This is a genomic window from Paenibacillus sp. FSL E2-0151, from assembly GCF_037993015.1.
Lineage (GTDB): Bacteria > Bacillota > Bacilli > Paenibacillales > Paenibacillaceae > Paenibacillus > Paenibacillus amylolyticus.
Genome location: NZ_CP150308.1, coordinates 863,867 through 884,860 on the forward strand (window position 1 = coordinate 863,867; position 20,994 = coordinate 884,860).

Below are 20,994 nucleotides of genomic sequence, written 5' to 3' on the forward strand. Positions count from 1 at the left end.
TGTGTTAAACAAGTTTCAATAAAAACGGTAGATTGCACGTACGATGGTATCGAATGGGAGCGACTTTTGGCTTTGCGCAAGCAAAACAAGGGAAGCGAGCAGTCGAAACCGGAGCACGAGGTTAAGCTACTAAGAGCACACGGAGGATGCCTAGGCGCTAGGAGCCGATGAAGGACGTGGCGAACAACGAAACTGCCTCGGGGAGCTGTAAGCAAGCTTTGATCCGGGGGTGTCCGAATGGGGAAACCCAGCTGGGGTAATTTCCAGTTACACCTAACTGAATACATAGGTTAGTGTGAGGCATACCAGGGGAACTGAAACATCTAAGTACCCTGAGGAAGAGAAAACAATAGTGATTCCGTCAGTAGCGGCGAGCGAACGCGGAGAAGCCCAAACCAAAGAGCTTGCTCTTTGGGGTTGTGGGACGTCTCACATGGAGTTACAAAGGAACCGGTTAAGCGAAGAGGTCTGGAAAGGCCCGCCAAAGAAGGTAAAAGCCCTGTAGTTGAAAGTTGGTTCCCTCCGAGACGGATCCCGAGTAGTGCGGGGCACGTGAAACCCCGTATGAATCCGGCAGGACCATCTGCCAAGGCTAAATACTTCCTAGCGACCGATAGTGAAGCAGTACCGTGAGGGAAAGGTGAAAAGCACCCCGGAAGGGGAGTGAAATAGAACCTGAAACCGTGTGCTTACAAAAAGTCAGAGCCCGTTTTAGGGGTGATGGCGTGCCTTTTGTAGAATGAACCGGCGAGTTACGTTCCCGTGCAAGGTTAAGGTGAAGAGCCGGAGCCGCAGCGAAAGCGAGTCTGAATAGGGCGACTGAGTACGTGGACGTAGACCCGAAACCGGGTGATCTACCCCTGTCCAGGGTGAAGGTGCGGTAACACGCACTGGAGGCCCGAACCCACGCATGTTGAAAAATGCGGGGATGAGGTGGGGGTAGCGGAGAAATTCCAATCGAACTCGGAGATAGCTGGTTCTCCCCGAAATAGCTTTAGGGCTAGCCTCGGAAAACAGAGTCGTGGAGGTAGAGCACTGATTGGGTGCGGGGCCCGCAAGGGTTACCAAGCTCAGTCAAACTCCGAATGCCATAGACTTACTTCCGGGAGTCAGACAGTGAGTGCTAAGATCCATTGTCAAAAGGGAAACAGCCCAGACCATCAGCTAAGGTCCCCAAGTGTGTGTTAAGTGGGAAAGGATGTGGAGTTGCACAGACAACCAGGATGTTGGCTTAGAAGCAGCCACCATTGAAAGAGTGCGTAATAGCTCACTGGTCGAGTGACTCTGCGCCGAAAATGTAACGGGGCTAAACACACCACCGAAGCTATGGCTTGATGCTTTGCATCAGGGGTAGGGGAGCGTTGTATAAGGGTTGAAGGTGTACCGTAAGGAGCGCTGGACATTATACAAGTGAGAATGCCGGTATGAGTAACGAAAAGATCAGTGAGAATCTGATCCGCCGAAAGCCTAAGGGTTCCTGAGGAAGGCTCGTCCGCTCAGGGTAAGTCGGGACCTAAGGCGAGGCCGAAAGGCGTAGTCGAAGGACAACAGGTCGAAATTCCTGTACCACCGTAAGCCGTTATGAGCAATGGGGGGACGCAGTAGGGTAGTGACGCGGACTGATGGATGTCCGTCTAAGCAGTGAGGCTGATGTGTAGGCAAATCCGCACATTGTAAGGCTGAGCTGTGATGGGGAGCGAAAATTATAGTAGCGAAGGTCATGATCTCACACTGCCAAGAAAAGCCTCTAGCCAGGTGATGGTGCCCGTACCGCAAACCGACACAGGTAGGCGAGAAGAGTATTCTAAGGCGCGCGGAAGAACTCTCGTTAAGGAACTCGGCAAAATGACCCCGTAACTTCGGGAGAAGGGGTGCCCCGGTAGTGTGAATAGCACGAGGGGGCCGCAGTGAAAAGGCCCAAGCGACTGTTTAGCAAAAACACAGGTCTGTGCGAAGCCGTAAGGCGAAGTATACGGGCTGACGCCTGCCCGGTGCTGGAAGGTTAAGGGGAGTGGTTAGGAGCAATCCGAAGCTGTGAACCGAAGCCCCAGTAAACGGCGGCCGTAACTATAACGGTCCTAAGGTAGCGAAATTCCTTGTCAGGTAAATTCTGACCCGCACGAATGGCGTAACGACTTGGGCGCTGTCTCAACGAGAGATCCGGTGAAATTTTAATACCTGTGAAGATGCAGGTTACCCGCGACAAGACGGAAAGACCCCATGGAGCTTTACTGCAGCTTGATATTGAATTTGGGTACGATCTGTACAGGATAGGTGGGAGCCTTTGAAACGTGAGCGCCAGCTTGCGTGGAGGCAACGTTGGGATACCACCCTGATCGTATCTAGGTTCTAACCTGGTACCGTAATCCGGTGCGGGGACAGTGTCAGGTGGGCAGTTTGACTGGGGCGGTCGCCTCCTAAAGAGTAACGGAGGCGCCCAAAGGTTCCCTCAGAATGGTTGGAAATCATTCGAAGAGTGCAAAGGCATAAGGGAGCTTGACTGCGAGACCTACAAGTCGAGCAGGGACGAAAGTCGGGCTTAGTGATCCGGTGGTACCGCATGGAAGGGCCATCGCTCAACGGATAAAAGCTACCCTGGGGATAACAGGCTTATCTCCCCCAAGAGTCCACATCGACGGGGAGGTTTGGCACCTCGATGTCGGCTCATCGCATCCTGGGGCTGAAGTAGGTCCCAAGGGTTGGGCTGTTCGCCCATTAAAGCGGTACGCGAGCTGGGTTCAGAACGTCGTGAGACAGTTCGGTCCCTATCTGTCGTGGGCGTAGGAAATTTGAGAGGAGCTGTCCTTAGTACGAGAGGACCGGGATGGACGTACCGCTGGTGTACCAGTTGTTCCGCCAGGAGCACCGCTGGGTAGCTATGTACGGACGGGATAAACGCTGAAAGCATCTAAGCGTGAAGCCCCCCTCAAGATGAGATTTCCCAGTATGTAAGACCCCTTGAAGACGACGAGGTAGATAGGCTGGGGGTGGAAGTGCAGCAATGCATGGAGCTGACCAGTACTAATCGGTCGAGGGCTTATCCAATAGCAAGTTGTAATTCGCATGTTTCGTTTCGAATCTAGTTTTCAGAGAACAACAACTCTGAAATGTAAGCTACGCGTTTGGTGGCGATGGCGGAGGGGTTCCACACGTACCCATCCCGAACACGACCGTTAAGCCCTCTAGCGCCGATGGTACTTGGACCGCAGGGTCCTGGGAGAGTAGGACGCCGCCAAGCAATAGGAAGACACACTTGATAATATCGAGTGTGTCTTTTTTATTTTAATCCTAAATACTTATATAAACCTTAACAGCCCTGGTAAATAACCAAGGTTGTTTACTATTTCAATATTTATGAGCATGTTAAATAACTTTAAAAGGATCATTTCTTCTCTATCATCGATTTAAGTACAACATCTGTCTATACTTTCATTTGGTTGCAAGCCTCCCCAAGGATTGTAAGGGAGTTCTGCAATGCATGCTGGGTTTCCGAATCAATGATGACGCCTTGTTTGTTCATTTTCAATGTAATATGAGGAATGGTTAAACAGCCCTCCTGTAGAACTTGTGCATTAATCATGTTTAGTGTGAGCAATAAGGAAGCATGGGCTTTGTCACCTCCCATGGGGCTTGGGGAAGCAGCAATGACAATGGTGGGTTTATTGAGCCATTCTCCAGAAGATACAACCCAATCTAGTGCGTTTTTTAAGACCCCAGGAACGCCGTTTCCATACTCTGGCGTGCAGATAAGGACACCGTCCGAATGCTTAAGTTGGGCTCTCAAGTTCTGTACGGACACTGGACCCTCCTCGACATCGAGGTCAGGGTTAAAATGCGGCAGATCATTTAATCCATCATATACTTCAAACTTAAGGTTAGTGTGAGCCAGTTTAATCATGGCGTGCATTAGTAACGTATTGGAGGACTGATTGCGCAGACTTCCGGAAATGGCAAGGATATTTAATTCTTTTTTCATGGATATAGATCAACTCTATTCTTTAGTAATGTAGGGCAATTTGTTTATTTTCCTCCTGTTTGAATGAGCTGTCTATAAAAAACGCATATAATTAAGGCATTCTTCATGTTAGTCAGGGAATATCCACAATTCTTCATCAAAAATGCATGCCATCGTTTGTATTACTCTGGGTAATAGAATGAAGAGATCACTTTAAAATAAACAACTAACGAAAGAATCATAATAAATATTTTATATAATTAGTACCAAGTACTAAGACTTAGTGCTATAATGATAAAAAAACAAGTGAGGTGACTACCGGTATGAATCATCAATCAAAGGCAACCATCACGGCAATGGGGACGTATGTACCGGATCGAATATTAACGAATGCTGATCTGGAGAAATTGGTCGAGACAAGTGACGAATGGATTGTACAGCGTACTGGTATGAGAGAACGGCGAATTGCAGCTGAAGATCAATTTGTATCTGACCTGGCTACGAAGGCTGTAGAAGATATGATACGTCGTTATGATGTAAGTGTAGAAGATGTGGATATGATCCTTGTGGCTACAAGTACACCTGAATATGCTTTCCCAAGTACGGCATCCAGAGTACAGGCTAATCTTAAGATCCCATACACGGGTGTACTGGATTTAAATGCTGCATGCGCAGGTTTTACCTACGGGCTACAGCTAGCTGACAGTCTGGTGACCAGTGGAATGTACCGCAAAGTACTGGTTATTGGAGCAGAGACATTATCCAAAATTACCGATTACACAGACCGCACGACTTGTGTACTGTTTGGTGATGGAGCGGGGGCCTTCTTGGTGGAGAGATCATCGGGTGCTGAAGGTGACTTTGTGGCAGCCATATCAGGTACACATGGAGAAGGCGGTGTACATCTCTATAAGAGTGGTCTGTCTTCGGAGATGAATGGTGTGCCTTTACAGGGCGAAGGTTGTTTAGTTCAGAATGGGCGAGAGATTTATAAGTGGGCTGTACGAACGATTCCAGAGCAGCTGGGTAAACTTATAACGAAAGCTGAATTAAGCCCTGACCAGATTGACTGGTTTGTCCCGCATAGTGCCAACATGAGAATGATTGAAGCTGTTTGCGAACGTGGTCCGGTTCCTTTGGAACGTACTTTAACCAGTGTCGAGTATCGCGGGAACACATCTGCTGCTTCCATTCCGCTTGCTTTACAGCTTGCAGTAGATGAAGGGGAATTGAAAGAAGGACAGAGCGTAGCTCTCTTTGGCTTTGGCGGTGGTCTGACGTACGCAGGTCTGGTGCTGAAATGGAGCGTGCCAGACAAGGTTCAGGAATGAGTAACATACGACGGTATGCAATACAAAAATAAATAGAGAACATAAAAGAGACCACCCAAACTTCATGCAGTCATGAAGAAGGTGGTCTCTTTAGTGGGTTAACTCGTTTCAAAAAAGTGATATGATTGCATCTATTTTTGTGTTAACCGGAATTGCTTAATCCCATAAATATTTTACGGCGTAAGCTTAGGCGCTTGGCGGTGATGAGTTCCTTGTTCGTAACTGTAAGCCAGCTTGATCAAGGTTCCTTCATCAAAGGCTCGACCAAGGAATTCCATGCCTACTGGCAAACCATCAGTTGTGAAACCAGCAGGGACCGTAATCGCCGGGAAGCCGGAGAAAGGACTCAATCGGTTGTTACCACCGGAGTTTTGTCCTTCGCCAATAACACCAGCGGCTTGTGTGGACGTAGGATAGATGATGGCATCCAGGTTGTTGTCTGCCATAACTTTCAGCAGGGACTCACGTGTAACTTGGGTGCGTTTCAGGACGATGTCCTTGTATTCGGTAGTCTCCAACGTTTGGCGTGCATCCCGAGTCTTCATGGATTGCTCCTGAGATTTGTCGAACTCTCCGGAAGCGATGATCTCGGACAGACTGTGATATGGAGCGTCTGCACCCAATGAGTCCAGATAGTCATTCAGTTGGAACTTGAATTCATATCCGCTGAGACTTGGGTATTTGTTGATCTCAGTCAAGTTCGGGATGGAAATGGGAACTGCGGTAGCGCCCAGTGTCTTCAGTTCTTCCACAGCGGTGTTGATCACGTCAGCAACGGCTTTTTCTTCAGCTTTGGTACTTGGGATGAGTTCTGTGGCCACACCGATGCGTGCACCTTTCAGTCCGTTTACATCCAAGAAGTCTGTATAGCTGGATGGAATTTTGCCAACCGCGTAGGCTGTAGCGACATCCTTTTTATCATAGCCGGCTGTAGCATCCAACATGATTGCAGCGTCACTAACCGTACGAGCCATAGGTCCACCTACATCCTGTGTCAAAGCCAGTGGGATAATGCCTTCACGGCTGGACAGTCCGATGGTTGGGCGGATACCCACAAGGCTGTTGAAGCTGGATGGGATTCGGATCGAACCGCCAGTGTCTGTACCCATGCCGGCTGCAGCAAAGTTTGATGCAATGGCTGCACCTGTTCCACCGCTTGATCCACCTGGATAGTGATCCAGGGCGTAAGGGTTCAGTGTTTGTCCACCCAATGAGCTGGATGTCGTGATGCCAAATGCGAATTCATGCAGGTTTGTTTTGCCCAAAATAATGGCGCCAGCTGCTTTGAGTTTCTTCACTTGTTCAGCATCGTGAGCAGGGACGGAATCTTTCAGACAGATACAGCCTGCGGTTGTCGGCATGTCATTGGTATCGAAATTGTCTTTTACCAAAACCGGAACGCCATGCAGAGGCCCGCGGGCACCTTGGGCTGCACGTTCTTCATCCAATTGCTCCGCAATTTGGAGTGCATCCGGGTTCAGGGTTAATACGGCGTTGATGCTTACACCTTGATCATCGTATTTCTCAATGCGGTCCAGATATTTCTGAACCAGCTCTTTTGATGTCAGTTTTCCTTGCGTCATTCCAGTCTGGAGATCCATAATGGTTGCTTCCTCCAGGACAAACGGTTTTATGTAGTTATAAATGCGGTCTTTCAGTATGGAGAGGTCATTCTCGGTAAGTACAGCGTTTGGAAGGAAGAGGGAATCGGTATAACCTTTCATTAGCCCTGCCGTATTCAATGCGCCAACAGCACCTGCGAAAGTGGCTTCATTCGGGACATCCTTGAATGATACGGTAGTCGAATCCAGCTTGAGCCATTGTTGCAAGGCGACCGCAGCATCTTTACGTTGTACGGTTGTGCCGGAGAGCTTGTCCATGGTAAAAGGAACACCTGCAAGTGTAGCCGCTTCTTCCATAGCCTGAACAAATGCTGCCGGAGTTGCTGGCGCTTTTCCTTTGGATACAGCTGCTACTGTTGTTTTACTCGTAGGCGTTACCGTTGCGGCTGATGCCGAAGGAACCGTTCCTCCCCAAGTTGTGGCAACAACAGCTCCCGCCAGTAACAAAGCCCCACTTTTTTTCAATACAGATCCATGATAAGTCATGCATCCACGCTCCCTTCCTGTGTCTCATTGATGTGTGTAGCAGCGATTCTGTTTCTATGCTTTGACACATTGTATAGTTATGTCAGGTAATCTTACAATGTTTATATTTATCCAAAAAAACGTATACATCAATACTTTACAGTGTTAATACTTATTCATGCTTCTGTTTGCATGTACTCAGAAAAACTATTACATATTATAATGTAAAGAAATATAACACGAACTCGATATGTTGATTAAACATGAGGTTACAGGATGCAAGTAGTTAGGAAGTAGAGATGACAGAGCATACCTTTAGTGTGAAATGATATAATGAAAAGATAGGGATAGAAGAGACATAAGGTATTACAGAGAGGAAGAGATATGAAGTGAAGACATTGGTACTCGCAGAAAAACCATCTGTAGCACGCGAAATAGCCAGAGTTATGGGTGCGCGTGATAAACATAAAAGTTATATGGAAGGCCCGAAATATATCGTTACCTGGGCGCTTGGACATCTGGTTGGATTAGCTGAACCCGAGGATTACGACAAAAAGTATGCAACATGGAATCTGGAGGACCTACCCATTCTGCCAGATCGTACGAAATTGAAAGTACTTAAAGAGACCAACCATCAATATAAAGCCGTGCAGCAGTTGATGAAACGTCAGGATGTAGGCGAACTGGTCATTGCGACCGATGCAGCACGTGAGGGAGAATTGCTGGCTCGTTGGATCATGCAGATGGCGGGGTGGAAAAAACCTTTTAAACGCCTGTGGATTTCATCCCAGACAGATAAGGCGATCAAAGACGGATTTGCTTCGCTGAAGCCAGGCAGTCAGTTCGACCGCCTCTATGAATCTGCACGTTGCCGGGCGGAGGCTGACTGGATGATCGGACTTAATGTGACCCGTGCATTAACCGTTCGTTTCAATGCCCAGTTGTCTGCTGGACGTGTACAAACTCCGACCTTGGGCATGATTATGGACAGGGAAAATGAAATTAACGGTTTCCGCTCGCAGGAGTATGAGACGTTAACGGCAGACATGGGAGGTTTTCAGGCTGTGTGGCGGGCAGCTGGAGGAGATTCACGAATTTTCGACCCTCAAGAAACACAAGAATTGAAGAAACGGGTAGATGGGCGCAAGGGCACGATTGCCCAAGTGAAGAAAAGCGAGAAGGTTGAGCCGCATCCACTGGCATATGATCTGACGGAACTACAACGGGATGCCAACCGGAAGTATGGTTTCTCTGCAAAGCAAACATCGAATGTCCTGCAACGTCTGTATGAACAGCACAAGCTTGTGACGTATCCGCGTACGGACAGTCGATACCTCACTTCGGATATGACAGCTACGTTGAAAGAACGGCTGGATAGTGTAGCCATTGGACCTTATGCGTCTTTGGCACGTCCTTTGCTGCGCAAAAATCTGAATATTACCAAACGTATTGTGGATGACAGCAAAGTTACGGATCACCATGCGATTATCCCAACGGAGCAGACGGTGCTTCTGAATCAATTGAATCCAGAGGAACGCAAACTGTACGATCTGATCGTACGTCGTTTTATCAGCCTATTCTATCCGGCAGCGAAGTACGATTCGGTTGCGATCACGGTTCAGGTGGGGAATGACTCCTTCCATGTTAAAGGTACAACGGTGAAAGAAAGTGGATGGCGTGAAGTATACGGCGGCGATTACAGCGATGATGACGATGACCGTACTGATGAAGCAGCAGACCATGAGCGTGCGCTTTTGCCAGATGTGCAGCAAGGGCAGTACGTGACGGTTCAGCGTTGCCATATTAAAAGTGGACGGACGATGCCGCCCAAACGGTATACCGAAGCTGCTTTGCTTTCCCAGATGGAAAAGCATGGACTCGGCACTCCAGCTACACGTGCGGATATTATCGAGAAGTTGGTCAGTTCCGATACAATAGATCGTCAAGGCAACAGCATGCATCCAACCGGTAAAGGAAAACAGTTGATTGAACTGGCTGCCCCGCAGCTTCGTTCACCGGATCTGACTGCCCGCTGGGAAGCTGAACTGGAACGCATCGCTCGTGGACAAGGGAAACCGGGGCCGTTTCTGGATAGTATCCGATCCATGGCGAAAGAGCTGGTGTCTACGGTAAAAGGCAGCAAAGCAGAGTACAAGCCGCATAATGTGTCCAATAGCCATTGTCCGGACTGTAGTGCACGATTGCTGGAGAAGAAGGGCAAGCGCGGCAAGTTTCTTGTATGTCCTACCGAGGACTGCGGGTATCGTCGTTCGGCAGAAAAGAGACTCTCCAATCGTCGTTGTGCGCAGTGCCACAAAAAGATGGAAATCAAAGAAGGTAAGGCGGGGTTATACGTACAATGTCTACCTTGTGGTATTACAGAAACGTTGGATAAGGACAAACAGCATGTGAACAAACGCGATCAGCAAAAGCTGGTGAAACAATATGCGAAGCAGGAGTCCATTGGGTCTAACCTTGGAGATCTGCTGAAGGCGGCTATGGAGAAAAAGGGAGAGTAACACGCTTGAGGGTAGTTGAAGTCGTATAAGATCCTCCGTTTTCAGGCAACGTAAGCCAAGGAGGTGATACCTACATGCCGCATAACAAACCAGAGAAGATCCATAACCAGCAAAACAAAGACAGTATTCGGGAAGAGAGTATCGCTGTGCGCCCGGACAAAGCAGCCAAAAGAGCACCAAGCCTGAACGGTATTCCAAAGCAGGAGTCCTAGGTTAGAGCGAGGTTAGCGTTATTACACAAAATTGCGGTTCCCTATCCGGTGCGTTGAACATGTCTCTGATGAGGACTATAATGGTGACAGGGAGATGTCCCGGGACAGGGGGATCGCTAGAATTATATGCAAACCGGACTTATATTGTGGTTTTTATTTATTAATGTAGTTGGTTATCTGGTGATGTCGGATGATAAGAGGCGTGCACAACAGCGTCGTGACCGTACACCCGAACGGACGTTATTCTTATTAGCATTTATAGGCGGTGCTTTGGGAGTCTGGATCGCGATGTATCGGAAAAGGCATAAGACCAAACATCCCAGCTTCACCATTGGCATTCCATTGTTGTTGTTCTTGAATGCGGTAATCTATGGTTATTTTATTCAATGAACACATGCGTAACCGTTCATACTGTGGTTTCATATGTAAATTCATTCGTATAAATGGTTCATTGTGGCTCTGGAACGTTTAAGGAGTTATATGGTTCTGTTAGTTTATTACATGTCAGACCGAAGCTTGCTTCGCGTGCTCTACATATATAAGGAAGGGACGGGATTCACATGTTATTTTCCAAAATATTAGTGGCTTATGATGGTTCCAAAGCTTCAAATAAAGCACTTGATCGTGCAATTGAGCTAGCTAAAGTGTCCCCAAATGCAGTACTGGATGTCATTCATGCTTTTGATTTCCCGCGTGTATTCATCGGTGAGGGGTTGGCTCCATTGCCACCTTCACTTAATAATGACTATTACAATCTGGCGGTACAGACAACAGATGAAGCGAAAGAACGAATTCAGGCTGCGGGTGTAACGGCCAATGTGGATCTGATTCAAGGAGCGGCAGCGGAAGTGTTGCTTGATTTTGCCAAAGAAAATGATTCTGATATCATTATTATTGGTAGCCGTGGACTGGGTGGTATTCGGGAATTTGTCCTGGGTAGTGTGAGTCACAATGTGGTGCAGCATGCGCAGGTTCCAGTACTGATCGTAAAATAATGGATGAAGTGTGGATGCACTGAAAAGCAGGAAGCCGGTTGTCTTCGAGAGATTGAAGAGGAGCCGGCTTTCTTTTATGGGATGAAATGGATGGATAAGCGAATTCAAAGAAGCAATTCCCGAACATTATATTTGTCAATATGTTAAATGTTCGTCTTTAAGTTGACATTAGCTGTAGGGGATTGTTAGAATGTTAGATGTGTCGATCAGGTAAGAATAAGGTCGAGTAGGAACGAAATATGTAATAAGAGATTGCAAAAATGAACGAAGATAGTTTGATAGATATTTGCTCGTATAACGCCGGGAATAGGGCCCGGAAGTATCTACCCGGGAACCGTAAATTTCCGGACTACGAGGAGATACGGCTGAGAGTCGCATGCAACCAGATGCGGACAGCAAGCCCCCTTTTGGCATGCCCAAATGAGGGATACGTATTTCTTGGAGTCCGGTGTCCGGAGAAAATGTGATGTTTTCGCGGGTAGCGGATTTTTTCATTTCACACGTAATAAGAGTCCCTTAATAGTCAGATGTAATCAAAAAAGCGCAGACGGGAGTTGGATGTATTCATGTCACTGCAAGTCGCTGTAATTATGGGCAGCAAGTCGGATTGGGAAACGATGAAACATGCGTGCGAGGTACTGGACGAGCTGGAGATTGGGTATGAGAAAAAGGTGGTCTCCGCCCATCGTACACCGGATTTGATGTTTGAATACGCAGAGCAAGCAATTGATCGAGGATTCAAGGTGATCATTGCAGGGGCAGGCGGGGCAGCACATCTACCTGGTATGGTTGCCGCCAAAACGATGCTTCCAGTCATTGGCGTACCGGTTCAATCCAAAGCATTGAACGGTCTCGATTCCTTGTTGTCCATTGTTCAGATGCCTGGTGGTATTCCCGTCGCAACTGTGGCGATTGGCAAGGCAGGGGCAACGAATGCAGGATTGCTGGCAGCTCAAATAATCGGTGCTTTTGACCCGGATGTCCAACGTCGCTCTGAAGCTCGCCGAGAGCGCATCAAACAAGAAGTACTCGAAAGCAGTGAAGAACTATGAGTAGCACAGGGAACCAATCCGGTATAACAGGAGAGCTGAAAAAAGTCCTGCTGCCCGGGAAAACAACCATTGGCATTCTTGGAGGCGGACAGCTCGGACGTATGATGACGCTCGCAGGAACGGCAATGGGGTATCGATTCGTTACTCTTGATCCCGCTGTGGATGCACCTTGTGGTCAAGTTGCTCGTCAGATTGAAGCTGGTTATGACGATGCCAAAGCTGCACTTGAACTGGCTCGGCAATGCGATGTCATTACGTATGAGTTTGAAAATGTAGATGCAGAAGTGGCTGGGCTGCTTGAACGTGAGTCTTACGTTCCGCAAGGAAGTGCGTTACTGTACACCACACAACATCGGTTGCGTGAAAAACGTGCGATCGAAGCTGCTGGAGTAAGAGTCGCGCCTTATCGTGAGATCACAAGTGTGGATACGATGCTTGCTGCTGTTAGCGAACTTGGAGTGCCGTGTGTACTGAAGACGGTGACTGGAGGCTACGATGGCAAAGGTCAACGGGTCATCCGGGAAACAAGTCAGGCTGTTGCGGCATACGAAGAACTTGCGGCTTCTGGTGCGGAACTGGTGTTGGAACAATTCATCAAGTTTGAATGCGAGATATCGGTCGTTGTAGCGCGTAGTACAAATGGGGAGATCAAAACGTTCCCGCCAGCGGAGAACATTCATGTGAACAACATTTTGCATGCTTCAATTGTACCGGCTAGAGTTGCCGCAGATATCCAGATTGAAGCGCAAAAGCTGGCAGCAGCGGTGGCAGAATCGATGAAGGCTGTTGGACTGCTGGCTGTGGAACTGTTTGTAGCGGCGGATGGAAGACTGTACGTCAATGAGCTGGCACCAAGACCGCATAATTCTGGTCACTATACGATGGAAGCTTGTGCGACTTCTCAGTTCGAACAACATATCCGTGCCATCTGCGGGTTACCACTTGGGGACACTTCGTTATTGAGTCCGGTTGTTATGGTCAATGTGCTTGGAGAACATCTGGAAGGCATTATCGCCAGAACAGGGCAACCTGATGTAGAAGCGATAGAGCTCGGTGTGATTCCCAAGCTTCACATATATGGTAAAACCGAAGCAAAAACAGGACGTAAGATGGGGCATGTGAATCTGCTCTGTCAGGATGTTGAAGAAGGATTGCAATGGATTGAACAAACTAATCTCTGGAGGAATACAAATTCATGATTGAACGTTATAGCAGACCCGAAATGAGAGCCATCTGGACCGAAGAGAACAAATTCCAATCGTGGCTGGAAGTTGAAATTTGTGCATGTGAGGCGTGGGCCGAACTGGGTGTTATCCCTAAGGAAGAAGCAGCATTGCTTCGTCAGAACGCATCTTTTGACATCGATCGCATCTATGAGATTGAAAAAGAAACACGTCATGACGTTATCGCATTTACACGTACGGTATCTGAAAGTCTGGGTGCGGAGCGGAAATGGGTGCACTACGGACTGACTTCTACGGATGTCGTAGATACGGCTCTAGGTTATGTATTGCGTCAAGCGAATGAGATTCTGGAAAAGGATATCGTGAATTTCATTGAAATTCTTCGTGAAAAAGCATTGGCTTATCAGCACACACCAATGATGGGACGTACGCACGGTGTGCATGCGGAGCCAACGACATTTGGACTGAAAATGGCATTGTGGCATGAAGAGATGAAACGGAACCTGGAGCGTTTCCGCCATGCAGCAGACAATGTACAATACGGCAAAATCTCAGGCGCAGTAGGAACGTACGCGAACATCGATCCGTTTGTTGAAGAGTTTGTCTGCGAGAAGCTGGGCACGAAGCCTGCGCCGATCTCAACTCAAACATTGCAACGTGACCGTCACGCAGAATATATGGCTACACTGGCGTTGATCGCAACGTCCCTGGACAAGTTCGCTACAGAGGTGCGTGCACTGCAGAAGAGTGAATTCCGTGAAGTGGAAGAAGCTTTTGCAAAAGGTCAAAAAGGATCTTCCGCGATGCCGCACAAGCGTAACCCGATCGGTAGTGAAAACATCTCCGGTCTGTCCCGCGTCATTCGCGGACATATGGTATCGGCATACGAGAACGTAACACTTTGGCATGAACGCGACATCTCACATTCTTCCGTAGAACGTATCATTCTGCCGGATGCAACGATGCTGCTGAACTACATGCTGAACCGTTTTGGTAACATCGTGAAGAACCTGACAGTATTCCCTGAAAACATGAAACGCAACATGGAGCGCACCTACGGGGTACCATTCTCCGGTCGTATCATGACAAAGCTGATCGACAAAGGTTTCAGCCGCGAGCAAGCATACGATACCGTTCAACCACGTGCGATGCAAGCATGGGAAGAACAACGTCAGTTCCAGGATATCGTGAAATCCACACTGGAAATCACGGAAGTACTGAACGAAGAAGAAATCGCAGATGCGTTCAATCCATCATGGCACCTGAAGCACGTTGACACCATCTTCAAAAAGCTTGGTTTGAACGACTAATATATAAGTCCCATAAGGCTATAGCGCAGAATGATGGTTCAGCAGGGAACGCAGAGGACAGAAATAAGCTGAAGAAGCAAAGCGCTCGCCTTTATCACCGGATTTCCCCCTTGAGAAAGGGATCAGAAAAATCCGGGGATAACAGCGATCGGAAGGTTATTCTGCATTCGGAGTGGCCCCGCGTGATGAGGGGAATTGGACGTATACTTTACATCTCCTGAAAGAAGGTGAGCCCATGGCACTGTCCACTGCGGCAGATCTCGTTAAAGCACCTCTGTTATATAAAGGAAAAGTACGTGAATTGTACGATCTGGGTGAACATTTTCTGATCGTGGTTACGGACCGTATATCGGCATTTGATTACGTGCTGGACCCGGCGGTTCCCGAGAAAGGAAACGTACTGAATAAACTCAGCAGCTTTTGGTTCGAACTGACAGGTGACATGATGGAGAACCACGTCGTTCATACCGATGTGAATCAACTGGGTGACCTTATCACAGACCCTGAATTGCTCAAAGACCGCATCATGGTAACACGCAAAGCTGAACGCATTGATATTGAGTGTGTTGTGCGTGGATACATCACTGGTGGGGGATGGAGACAATACGAGACGAGTGGTGAAGTGAATGGCATTAAACTGCCTGATGGACTTCGCAAAAACGCCAAGCTCGAAGTTCCCATTTTCACACCGGCAGCCAAAAACGATGTTGGTCACGATGAGGACATCCCAATGGATCGCATGAAAGAACTGGTGGGAGACGCACTCGCAGTGGAGCTTCAGGAAAAAAGCCTGCGACTGTACGAATTCGCCCGTGATTACTGCGATCAGCGTGGCATCATTCTGGCAGACTGCAAATTCGAGTTCGGCATCGTGGATGGCAAGGTCATCCTGATTGACGAAATCTTCACCCCAGACGCTTCACGCTTCTGGGCCAAAGAGAATTATGAACTCGACATCGAGATTGACAGCATGGATAAAGAGCCAGTGCGCACCTACCTTGCCGGAACCGATTGGGACAAGAACAGCAAACCCGATCCACTCCCACAAGAGGTAGTAGAGACAACAACCGCAAGATACGTCGATATTTATAACCGTTTAACGAGATAATAAAGTTTGAGTGAGAGGCTATGGGAAAGTTTGAGGAAGCTAACGTTTGAGCGAGCTATGGGAAAGTTTGGCTTTCGATCGTTGTTGCCCCCGGAATGTTTTGATTGGAATCCTTTTTTCAAAAGGAAACATTCCAGTTGCAAAGGCGAGCACTTCGTTTCTCTAGCTCAAATCTTTCCCTCCGCCAGTGTTCAAACTGGTGGATGAGGCAATTAAGAGCGGTGGCTTCCCACAGGTAGGGGAAGCCTGAGAAATTAAGAGAATTAAATTCACTAATTACTAAAGTAACTTAAAGACCATTCGCCATTCACTGTTTTGAAGGAATGGTCAGGCTAGACCATTACACACCGTGCAACGTAAAAGGTTTAGGCCTTTAAAAAACGTCCCATGGACTAGCGGAGGGGCGGAATTGTTCTTAAAGGAGCGATAGCGTTCGCCTTTGTCCCCGGGTTTTGACCGCACAGCGGGCCAAAACAATCAAAAAACCTGGGGACAACAAGCGACCGGAAAGAACAATCCGCCCCGGAGCAAGCTCCCAAGCCCCACCTTTTAACAGCGTAAAGCATTTATCCCGTTCATTACTGAGGAGGAACATAAGGATCATGATCAAAGCAACCGTATATGTCACTATTAAGCAAAGCGTACTCGACCCGCAAGGCGTAGCTGTTCAAGGAGCACTGCATTCAATGGGATTCAACGAAGTGGAAAGTGTACGGATCGGTAAAGTCATGGAATTGAACCTGGATACAACAGATCGTGCGGAAGCGGAGAAACGACTGAAAGTCATGTGTGAAAAGCTGCTGGCCAACACCGTTGTTGAAGATTACCGCTACGAATTGGAGGGTTAATCTCATGAAATTTGCAGTTCTTGTGTTCCCTGGCTCCAACTGCGACATCGACTGTTACAAGGCAGTGGAAGATGCGATTGGACAAGAGGTTGATTATGTATGGCACACGGCTACAGATCTTTCGGCTTATGATTGTATTTTAGTTCCGGGTGGTTTCTCTTATGGTGACTACTTGCGTTGCGGAGCGATTTCCCGCTTTGCACCGGTAATGAACGAGGTAGCGAAAGCTGCTGAACAAGGTAAATATATTTTGGGTATTTGCAACGGATTCCAGATCCTGACGGAAGCGGGATTGCTTCCAGGTGCATTGATCCGTAACACTTCCCTGAAATTCCGTTGTCACGATACGGTATTGAAAGTGGCGAACGCAGATACACCATTTACACGTGACTATGCACCCGGCGAAGAGATTATCATCCCGATTGCTCACGGTGAAGGCAACTATTATTGCGACGAGGAGACGCTGGCGAGTCTGCAAGCGAACAACCAGATCGTATTTACGTATGGTACCAACCCGAACGGCTCTCTGGGTGATATTGCAGGAGTCTGTAACGAGGCTGGAAACGTGGTCGGCATGATGCCGCATCCAGAGCGTGCAGTGGATTCACTGTTTGGTTCGGAAGACGGCAAACGTATGTTTACATCTATTTTGAAAGCATGGAGGGATCGGCATGACGCAGCAGCTATCCGCTAAGGAACCAACAGCAGAACAGGTCGCAGAACATAAACTTTACGCACAAATGGGCGTATCTGACAGCGAGTATGAGCTGATCTGTGAGTTCATGGGGCGTAAGCCAAACTACACGGAAATTGGTGTGTTCAGTGTAATGTGGTCCGAGCATTGTGCTTATAAAAACTCCAAGCCATTGCTGCGCCGTTTCCCAACCACTGGACCACGTGTCCTGATGGGACCTGGTGAAGGTGCCGGTATCGTGGATATCGGTGATAACCAGGCCGTTGTATTCAAAATTGAAAGCCATAACCATCCTTCCGCAGTTGAGCCTTATCAAGGTGCGGCAACAGGTGTGGGCGGCATTATCCGTGATATTTTCTCCATGGGTGCAAGACCGGTAGCAATACTGAACTCCCTTCGTTTTGGCAAGCTGGAGAGCGATCGAGTTAAATATTTGTTCGAACATGTGGTAGCAGGTATTGCTGGATACGGTAACTGTATCGGTATTCCTACCGTTGGTGGCGAAGTGATGTTTGATGAGAGTTATGAAGGCAATCCGCTGGTTAACGCCATGTGTGTGGGTCTGATTGATCATGACAAGATTCAGCGCGGCGTAGCTAAAGGTGTAGGTAACCCTGTGTATTATGTTGGTCCGCCAACAGGCCGTGATGGAATTCATGGAGCAACCTTTGCATCGGTTGAATTGACGGAAGAATCCGAGTCCCAACGGACAGCCGTTCAGGTCGGTGACCCGTTTATGGAGAAACTGGTGATGGAATCTTGTCTGGAATTGATCGACACGGGCATCGTGCTCGGAATTCAGGATATGGGTGCTGCGGGTCTGACATGTTCGAGTGCAGAGATGGCAAGTAAAGCGGGTAATGGTCTGGAATTGTATCTGGATCAGGTACCACAGCGTGAAGAAGGCATGACGCCTTACGAGATGATGTTGTCCGAGTCCCAAGAACGGATGTTGTTCGTTGTAGAGCCGAAGGATGAGGCGCAGGCGATGGAGATCTTTGAACGTTGGGGCGTAATCTGTGCCAAAGTTGGTAAAGTAACGGATGATGGTCGTCTGAAATTGATCCACCACGGCGAAGTGGTCGGAGATATGCCGGTAACGGCTTTGGTTGACGAATGTCCAGTGTATGACAAACCTTCTTCTGTACCTGCCTACTACGAGCAAAGTGCTTCCATCGACACGCTTCGTTATGACGAAGTGTCGGATCTCGGCGGAGCGTTGAAACAAGTATTGGCTTCACCAACAGTAGCTAGTAAAAAATGGGTGTATGATCAATATGACTACATGGTGCGTACAAGCACTGCCGTTCGCCCAGGTTCGGATGCAGCCGTAGTTACGATTCGTGGCACACGCAAAGGTCTCGCGATGACAACGGACTGTAATGGACGTTATGTGTACCTTGATCCTGAAGTTGGCGGACGGATTGCCGTAAGTGAAGCAGCGCGTAACATTGTATGTTCCGGTGCTGAGCCACTGGCGATTACGGACAACCTGAACTTCGGTAATCCGGAGAAACCGGATATTTTCTGGCAAATGGAGAAAGCGGTAGACGGTATGGCGGAAGCTTGCCGTGTGCTGGATACGCCGGTCATCGGTGGTAACGTAAGTTTGTATAATGAAAACGCCAAAGGCTCCATCTATCCAACGCCAGTTGTCGGTATGGTAGGTCTCGTTCATGATACGGATCATATCACGACACAAGCATTCAAGTCCGAAGGTGATGTTATCATCCTACTGGGTGAAACAAAAGCTGAACTGGGTGGCAGCGAGCTGCAATACGCGGTTCATGGTCAGACGGAAGGTCGTCCACCAGAACTGAACTTGCAAACAGAAAAAGCGTTGCTCAGCACGGTGCTGGAAGCTATTCAATCCGGTCTCGTTCGCTCGGCACATGACTTGTCTGAAGGCGGCTTGGCTGTTGCACTCGCAGAGTCTTGCATCAGTGGTAACGTAGGAGCACAGGTGAATGTGGAGACTGCATTGCGTGCAGATCACGCCCTATTCAGTGAGAGCCAATCCCGTATCTTGTTGTCGGCTACGCCAGAGCAAGCGGGTAAACTTGAAGCATTTGTACGTGAGCGTGGTGTACCTGTAGCTGTGATTGGACGAGTAGAAGGAAGTAACCTGACGATTGAATTGAACGGAACATCAGCCGTGAGCGAACCTGTAGGAGGTTTGGCTCAGGTCTGGGAGGATGCGATTCCATGTCTCATGAACTGACGACAGGACCGTTGTGGACAGGCGATTATTATAATGAAGGGTCCGGCAAGGAAGGACTCGACAAATTGAAAGAAGAATGCGGTGTGTTCGGGGTGTTCAGACACCCTGACGCGGCTTCGCTCTCCTATTATGGACTGCATGCGCTGCAACATCGGGGCGAAGAAAGTGCAGGCATGTGTGTGAGTGATGGCAGCCAGTTTAACTATCATCGCGGCATGGGTCTGGTGAAGGAAGTATTCACCAAAGACCTGATGCAGACGCTGACCGGGGATATTTCCATTGGACATGTCCGTTATTCAACGAGTGGTGACAGTAAACTGACAAACGCACAGCCATTGGTATTTAAATACCGTGATGGCGATTTGGCGGTAGCGACCAACGGGAACATTGTGAATGCACCAACGATCCGGCGCGAGCTGGAGCAGAGCGGGTCCATTTTCCAAACAACAAGTGATACCGAGGTCATTGCGCATCTAATTGCACGATCCTCCAAAGGGCTTGTGGAAGCGGCAAAAGAGGCGTTCCAGCGCATTGTGGGTGGTTATGCATTTCTGATCATGACCAACGACAAACTGCTCGTGGCTTCCGATCCGCACGGACTTCGTCCGCTGACGATGGGTAAGCTGGGAGATGCATATCTGTTTGCATCTGAGACGTGTGCACTGGAAACAATTGGCGCAGAGTTAATCCGTGACATTGAACCGGGTGAACTACTTGTGTTGGATGCAGATGGTCTACATGAGGATCGCTTTGATCATCACAAACACCGCAAGGCATTATGCGCGATGGAATATATTTATTTTGCTCGTCCGGATAGTGATATGAATGGTACGAACCAGCATGCGGCCCGTAAACGGATGGGAAGCCGGATGGCGATTGAGTCGTTTGTGGATGCGGACTTGGTTACGGGGGTACCAGATTCCAGCATCTCGGCGGCCATTGGATATGCTGAACAGACAGGTATTCCGTATGAGATGGGTATGATCAAGAATAAATACACTGGACGTACGTTTATCCAGCCAAGCCAGGAATTGCGGGAGCAGGGCGTGAAGATGAAGCTGAGCGCTGTGCGTCGCGTTGTGGAAGGCAAACGTGTGGTTATGATTGACGACTCCATCGTACGGGGAACAACTTCCCGACGGATCGTGAACATGCTGCGTGATGCAGGAGCAACGGAAGTACATGTACGGATTACATCACCACCGTTCAAAAACCCGTGTTTCTACGGTATTGATACGCCTGACAGCCGTGAATTAATTGCTTCACAGTTGTCGGTGGAAGAAATTTGCCGTGAAATTAATGCTGACTCCCTAGAGTTCCTCAGTCCGGATGGACTGATTGCATCGATTCAGGGAGATAATCAGGATGATCCGAAGGGCGGACTATGTCTCGCATGTTTTGATCATGATTACCCAACCCGCCTCGATTTTGGCGGCGAGGAAAAATTCGGCTGTAGCTGTTAGCCCTTAAGCCCCGCT

General features: G+C 48.5%; 15 protein-coding genes, 2 rRNA genes and 1 riboswitch. Of the genes, 15 read left to right on the forward strand and 2 right to left on the reverse strand.

Features of this window, described 5'->3' with window-relative positions; all coding sequences use genetic code 11:
• The first annotated feature begins 119 nt into the window (after window positions 1–119).
• Together MHI55_RS04095 and rrf are read left to right on the forward strand one after the other, a co-directional pair.
• Window positions 120–3,045 (forward strand): 23S ribosomal RNA (locus tag MHI55_RS04095).
• A 76-nt stretch (window positions 3,046–3,121) separates the two neighbouring features.
• Window positions 3,122–3,238 (forward strand): 5S ribosomal RNA (gene rrf / locus MHI55_RS04100).
• 183 nt (window positions 3,239–3,421) lie between these two features.
• On the opposite strand, the gene MHI55_RS04105 is transcribed toward rrf, so the two are convergent.
• Entirely contained in the window at window positions 3,422–3,976 is a 555-nt protein-coding gene (locus MHI55_RS04105; RefSeq protein WP_036668406.1) for an NADPH-dependent FMN reductase, read from the reverse strand.
• Between the two features lie 302 nt (window positions 3,977–4,278).
• Between MHI55_RS04105 and MHI55_RS04110 the strand changes: the two genes are divergently transcribed.
• Window positions 4,279–5,286, forward strand: coding sequence for a ketoacyl-ACP synthase III (locus tag MHI55_RS04110; RefSeq protein ID WP_340388941.1), 1,008 nt, complete (start codon window positions 4,279–4,281; stop codon window positions 5,284–5,286).
• A gap of 173 nt (window positions 5,287–5,459) precedes the next feature.
• On the opposite strand, the gene MHI55_RS04115 is transcribed toward MHI55_RS04110, so the two are convergent.
• Entirely contained in the window at window positions 5,460–7,394 is a 1,935-nt protein-coding gene (locus MHI55_RS04115; RefSeq protein ID WP_340388943.1) for an amidase family protein, read from the reverse strand.
• 368 nt (window positions 7,395–7,762) lie between these two features.
• Here MHI55_RS04115 and MHI55_RS04120 point away from each other — a divergent pair, with 368 nt between their 5' ends.
• The 12 genes from MHI55_RS04120 to purF all read left to right on the forward strand — a co-directional run bounded on the left by MHI55_RS04120 (window position 7,763) and on the right by purF (window position 20,979).
• Window positions 7,763–9,892 (forward strand): DNA topoisomerase III, encoded by a 2,130-nt coding sequence (locus tag MHI55_RS04120; RefSeq protein ID WP_340388945.1) that lies wholly within the window; start codon window positions 7,763–7,765, stop codon window positions 9,890–9,892.
• 74 nt (window positions 9,893–9,966) lie between these two features.
• Entirely contained in the window at window positions 9,967–10,104 is a 138-nt protein-coding gene (locus tag MHI55_RS04125) for a hypothetical protein (RefSeq protein ID WP_017690703.1), read from the forward strand.
• 126 nt (window positions 10,105–10,230) lie between these two features.
• A complete protein-coding gene (locus MHI55_RS04130; protein ID WP_017690702.1) occupies window positions 10,231–10,494 on the forward strand; it encodes a DUF1294 domain-containing protein in 264 nt (87 codons plus the stop codon).
• 170 nt (window positions 10,495–10,664) lie between these two features.
• On the forward strand, window positions 10,665–11,099 hold the full coding sequence (locus MHI55_RS04135) for a universal stress protein (protein WP_047840488.1): 435 nt from the start codon (window positions 10,665–10,667) through the stop codon (window positions 11,097–11,099).
• A 270-nt stretch (window positions 11,100–11,369) separates the two neighbouring features.
• Window positions 11,370–11,471: riboswitch (purine riboswitch) on the forward strand.
• Window positions 11,472–11,665: 194 nt separating this feature from the next.
• Window positions 11,666–12,151, forward strand: coding sequence for a 5-(carboxyamino)imidazole ribonucleotide mutase (gene purE, locus MHI55_RS04140; RefSeq protein WP_339258764.1), 486 nt, complete (start codon window positions 11,666–11,668; stop codon window positions 12,149–12,151).
• Window positions 12,148–13,350, forward strand: a complete 1,203-nt coding sequence (gene purK / locus MHI55_RS04145) for a 5-(carboxyamino)imidazole ribonucleotide synthase (RefSeq protein WP_340388947.1) — start codon at window positions 12,148–12,150, stop codon at window positions 13,348–13,350. The genes purE and purK overlap by 4 nt, the downstream gene beginning before the upstream one ends.
• The gene (gene purB, locus MHI55_RS04150; RefSeq protein ID WP_076320043.1) at window positions 13,347–14,645 is read left to right on the forward strand and encodes an adenylosuccinate lyase; all 1,299 of its coding nucleotides are present in this window, start codon (window positions 13,347–13,349) and stop codon (window positions 14,643–14,645) included. Before purK ends, purB begins: the two co-directional genes overlap by 4 nt.
• 235 nt (window positions 14,646–14,880) lie before the next feature.
• Window positions 14,881–15,753, forward strand: coding sequence for a phosphoribosylaminoimidazolesuccinocarboxamide synthase (locus tag MHI55_RS04155; protein ID WP_340388949.1), 873 nt, complete (start codon window positions 14,881–14,883; stop codon window positions 15,751–15,753).
• 602 nt (window positions 15,754–16,355) lie between these two features.
• Complete coding sequence (purS, locus tag MHI55_RS04160) at window positions 16,356–16,601, forward strand: phosphoribosylformylglycinamidine synthase subunit PurS (protein ID WP_017690695.1); 246 nt, start codon at window positions 16,356–16,358, stop codon at window positions 16,599–16,601.
• 4 nt (window positions 16,602–16,605) lie between these two features.
• Entirely contained in the window at window positions 16,606–17,295 is a 690-nt protein-coding gene (gene purQ, locus MHI55_RS04165) for a phosphoribosylformylglycinamidine synthase subunit PurQ (protein WP_036606071.1), read from the forward strand.
• Window positions 17,273–19,516 carry a phosphoribosylformylglycinamidine synthase subunit PurL gene (gene purL, locus MHI55_RS04170; RefSeq protein WP_100526311.1) on the forward strand — a complete coding sequence of 748 codons (2,244 nt, stop codon included), beginning with the start codon at window positions 17,273–17,275 and terminating at the stop codon, window positions 19,514–19,516. The genes purQ and purL overlap by 23 nt, the downstream gene beginning before the upstream one ends.
• On the forward strand, window positions 19,501–20,979 hold the full coding sequence (gene purF / locus MHI55_RS04175) for an amidophosphoribosyltransferase (RefSeq protein WP_036606069.1): 1,479 nt from the start codon (window positions 19,501–19,503) through the stop codon (window positions 20,977–20,979). Before purL ends, purF begins: the two co-directional genes overlap by 16 nt.
• Window positions 20,980–20,994: the final 15 nt, after the last annotated feature.

Coding starts and splice junctions, on each gene's coding strand:
- purB (WP_076320043.1), top strand. CDS start 13,347: ATGATTGAACGTTATAGCAGACCCGAAATGAGAGCCATCTGGACCGAA.
- MHI55_RS04135 (WP_047840488.1), top strand. CDS start 10,665: ATGTTATTTTCCAAAATATTAGTGGCTTATGATGGTTCCAAAGCTTCA.
- MHI55_RS04115 (WP_340388943.1), bottom strand. CDS start 7,394: ATGACTTATCATGGATCTGTATTGAAAAAAAGTGGGGCTTTGTTACTG.
- purL (WP_100526311.1), top strand. CDS start 17,273: ATGACGCAGCAGCTATCCGCTAAGGAACCAACAGCAGAACAGGTCGCA.
- MHI55_RS04105 (WP_036668406.1), bottom strand. CDS start 3,976: ATGAAAAAAGAATTAAATATCCTTGCCATTTCCGGAAGTCTGCGCAAT.
- MHI55_RS04130 (WP_017690702.1), top strand. CDS start 10,231: ATGCAAACCGGACTTATATTGTGGTTTTTATTTATTAATGTAGTTGGT.
- purF (WP_036606069.1), top strand. CDS start 19,501: ATGTCTCATGAACTGACGACAGGACCGTTGTGGACAGGCGATTATTAT.
- MHI55_RS04110 (WP_340388941.1), top strand. CDS start 4,279: ATGAATCATCAATCAAAGGCAACCATCACGGCAATGGGGACGTATGTA.
- MHI55_RS04155 (WP_340388949.1), top strand. CDS start 14,881: ATGGCACTGTCCACTGCGGCAGATCTCGTTAAAGCACCTCTGTTATAT.
- purE (WP_339258764.1), top strand. CDS start 11,666: ATGTCACTGCAAGTCGCTGTAATTATGGGCAGCAAGTCGGATTGGGAA.
- purQ (WP_036606071.1), top strand. CDS start 16,606: ATGAAATTTGCAGTTCTTGTGTTCCCTGGCTCCAACTGCGACATCGAC.
- purK (WP_340388947.1), top strand. CDS start 12,148: ATGAGTAGCACAGGGAACCAATCCGGTATAACAGGAGAGCTGAAAAAA.
- MHI55_RS04125 (WP_017690703.1), top strand. CDS start 9,967: ATGCCGCATAACAAACCAGAGAAGATCCATAACCAGCAAAACAAAGAC.
- purS (WP_017690695.1), top strand. CDS start 16,356: ATGATCAAAGCAACCGTATATGTCACTATTAAGCAAAGCGTACTCGAC.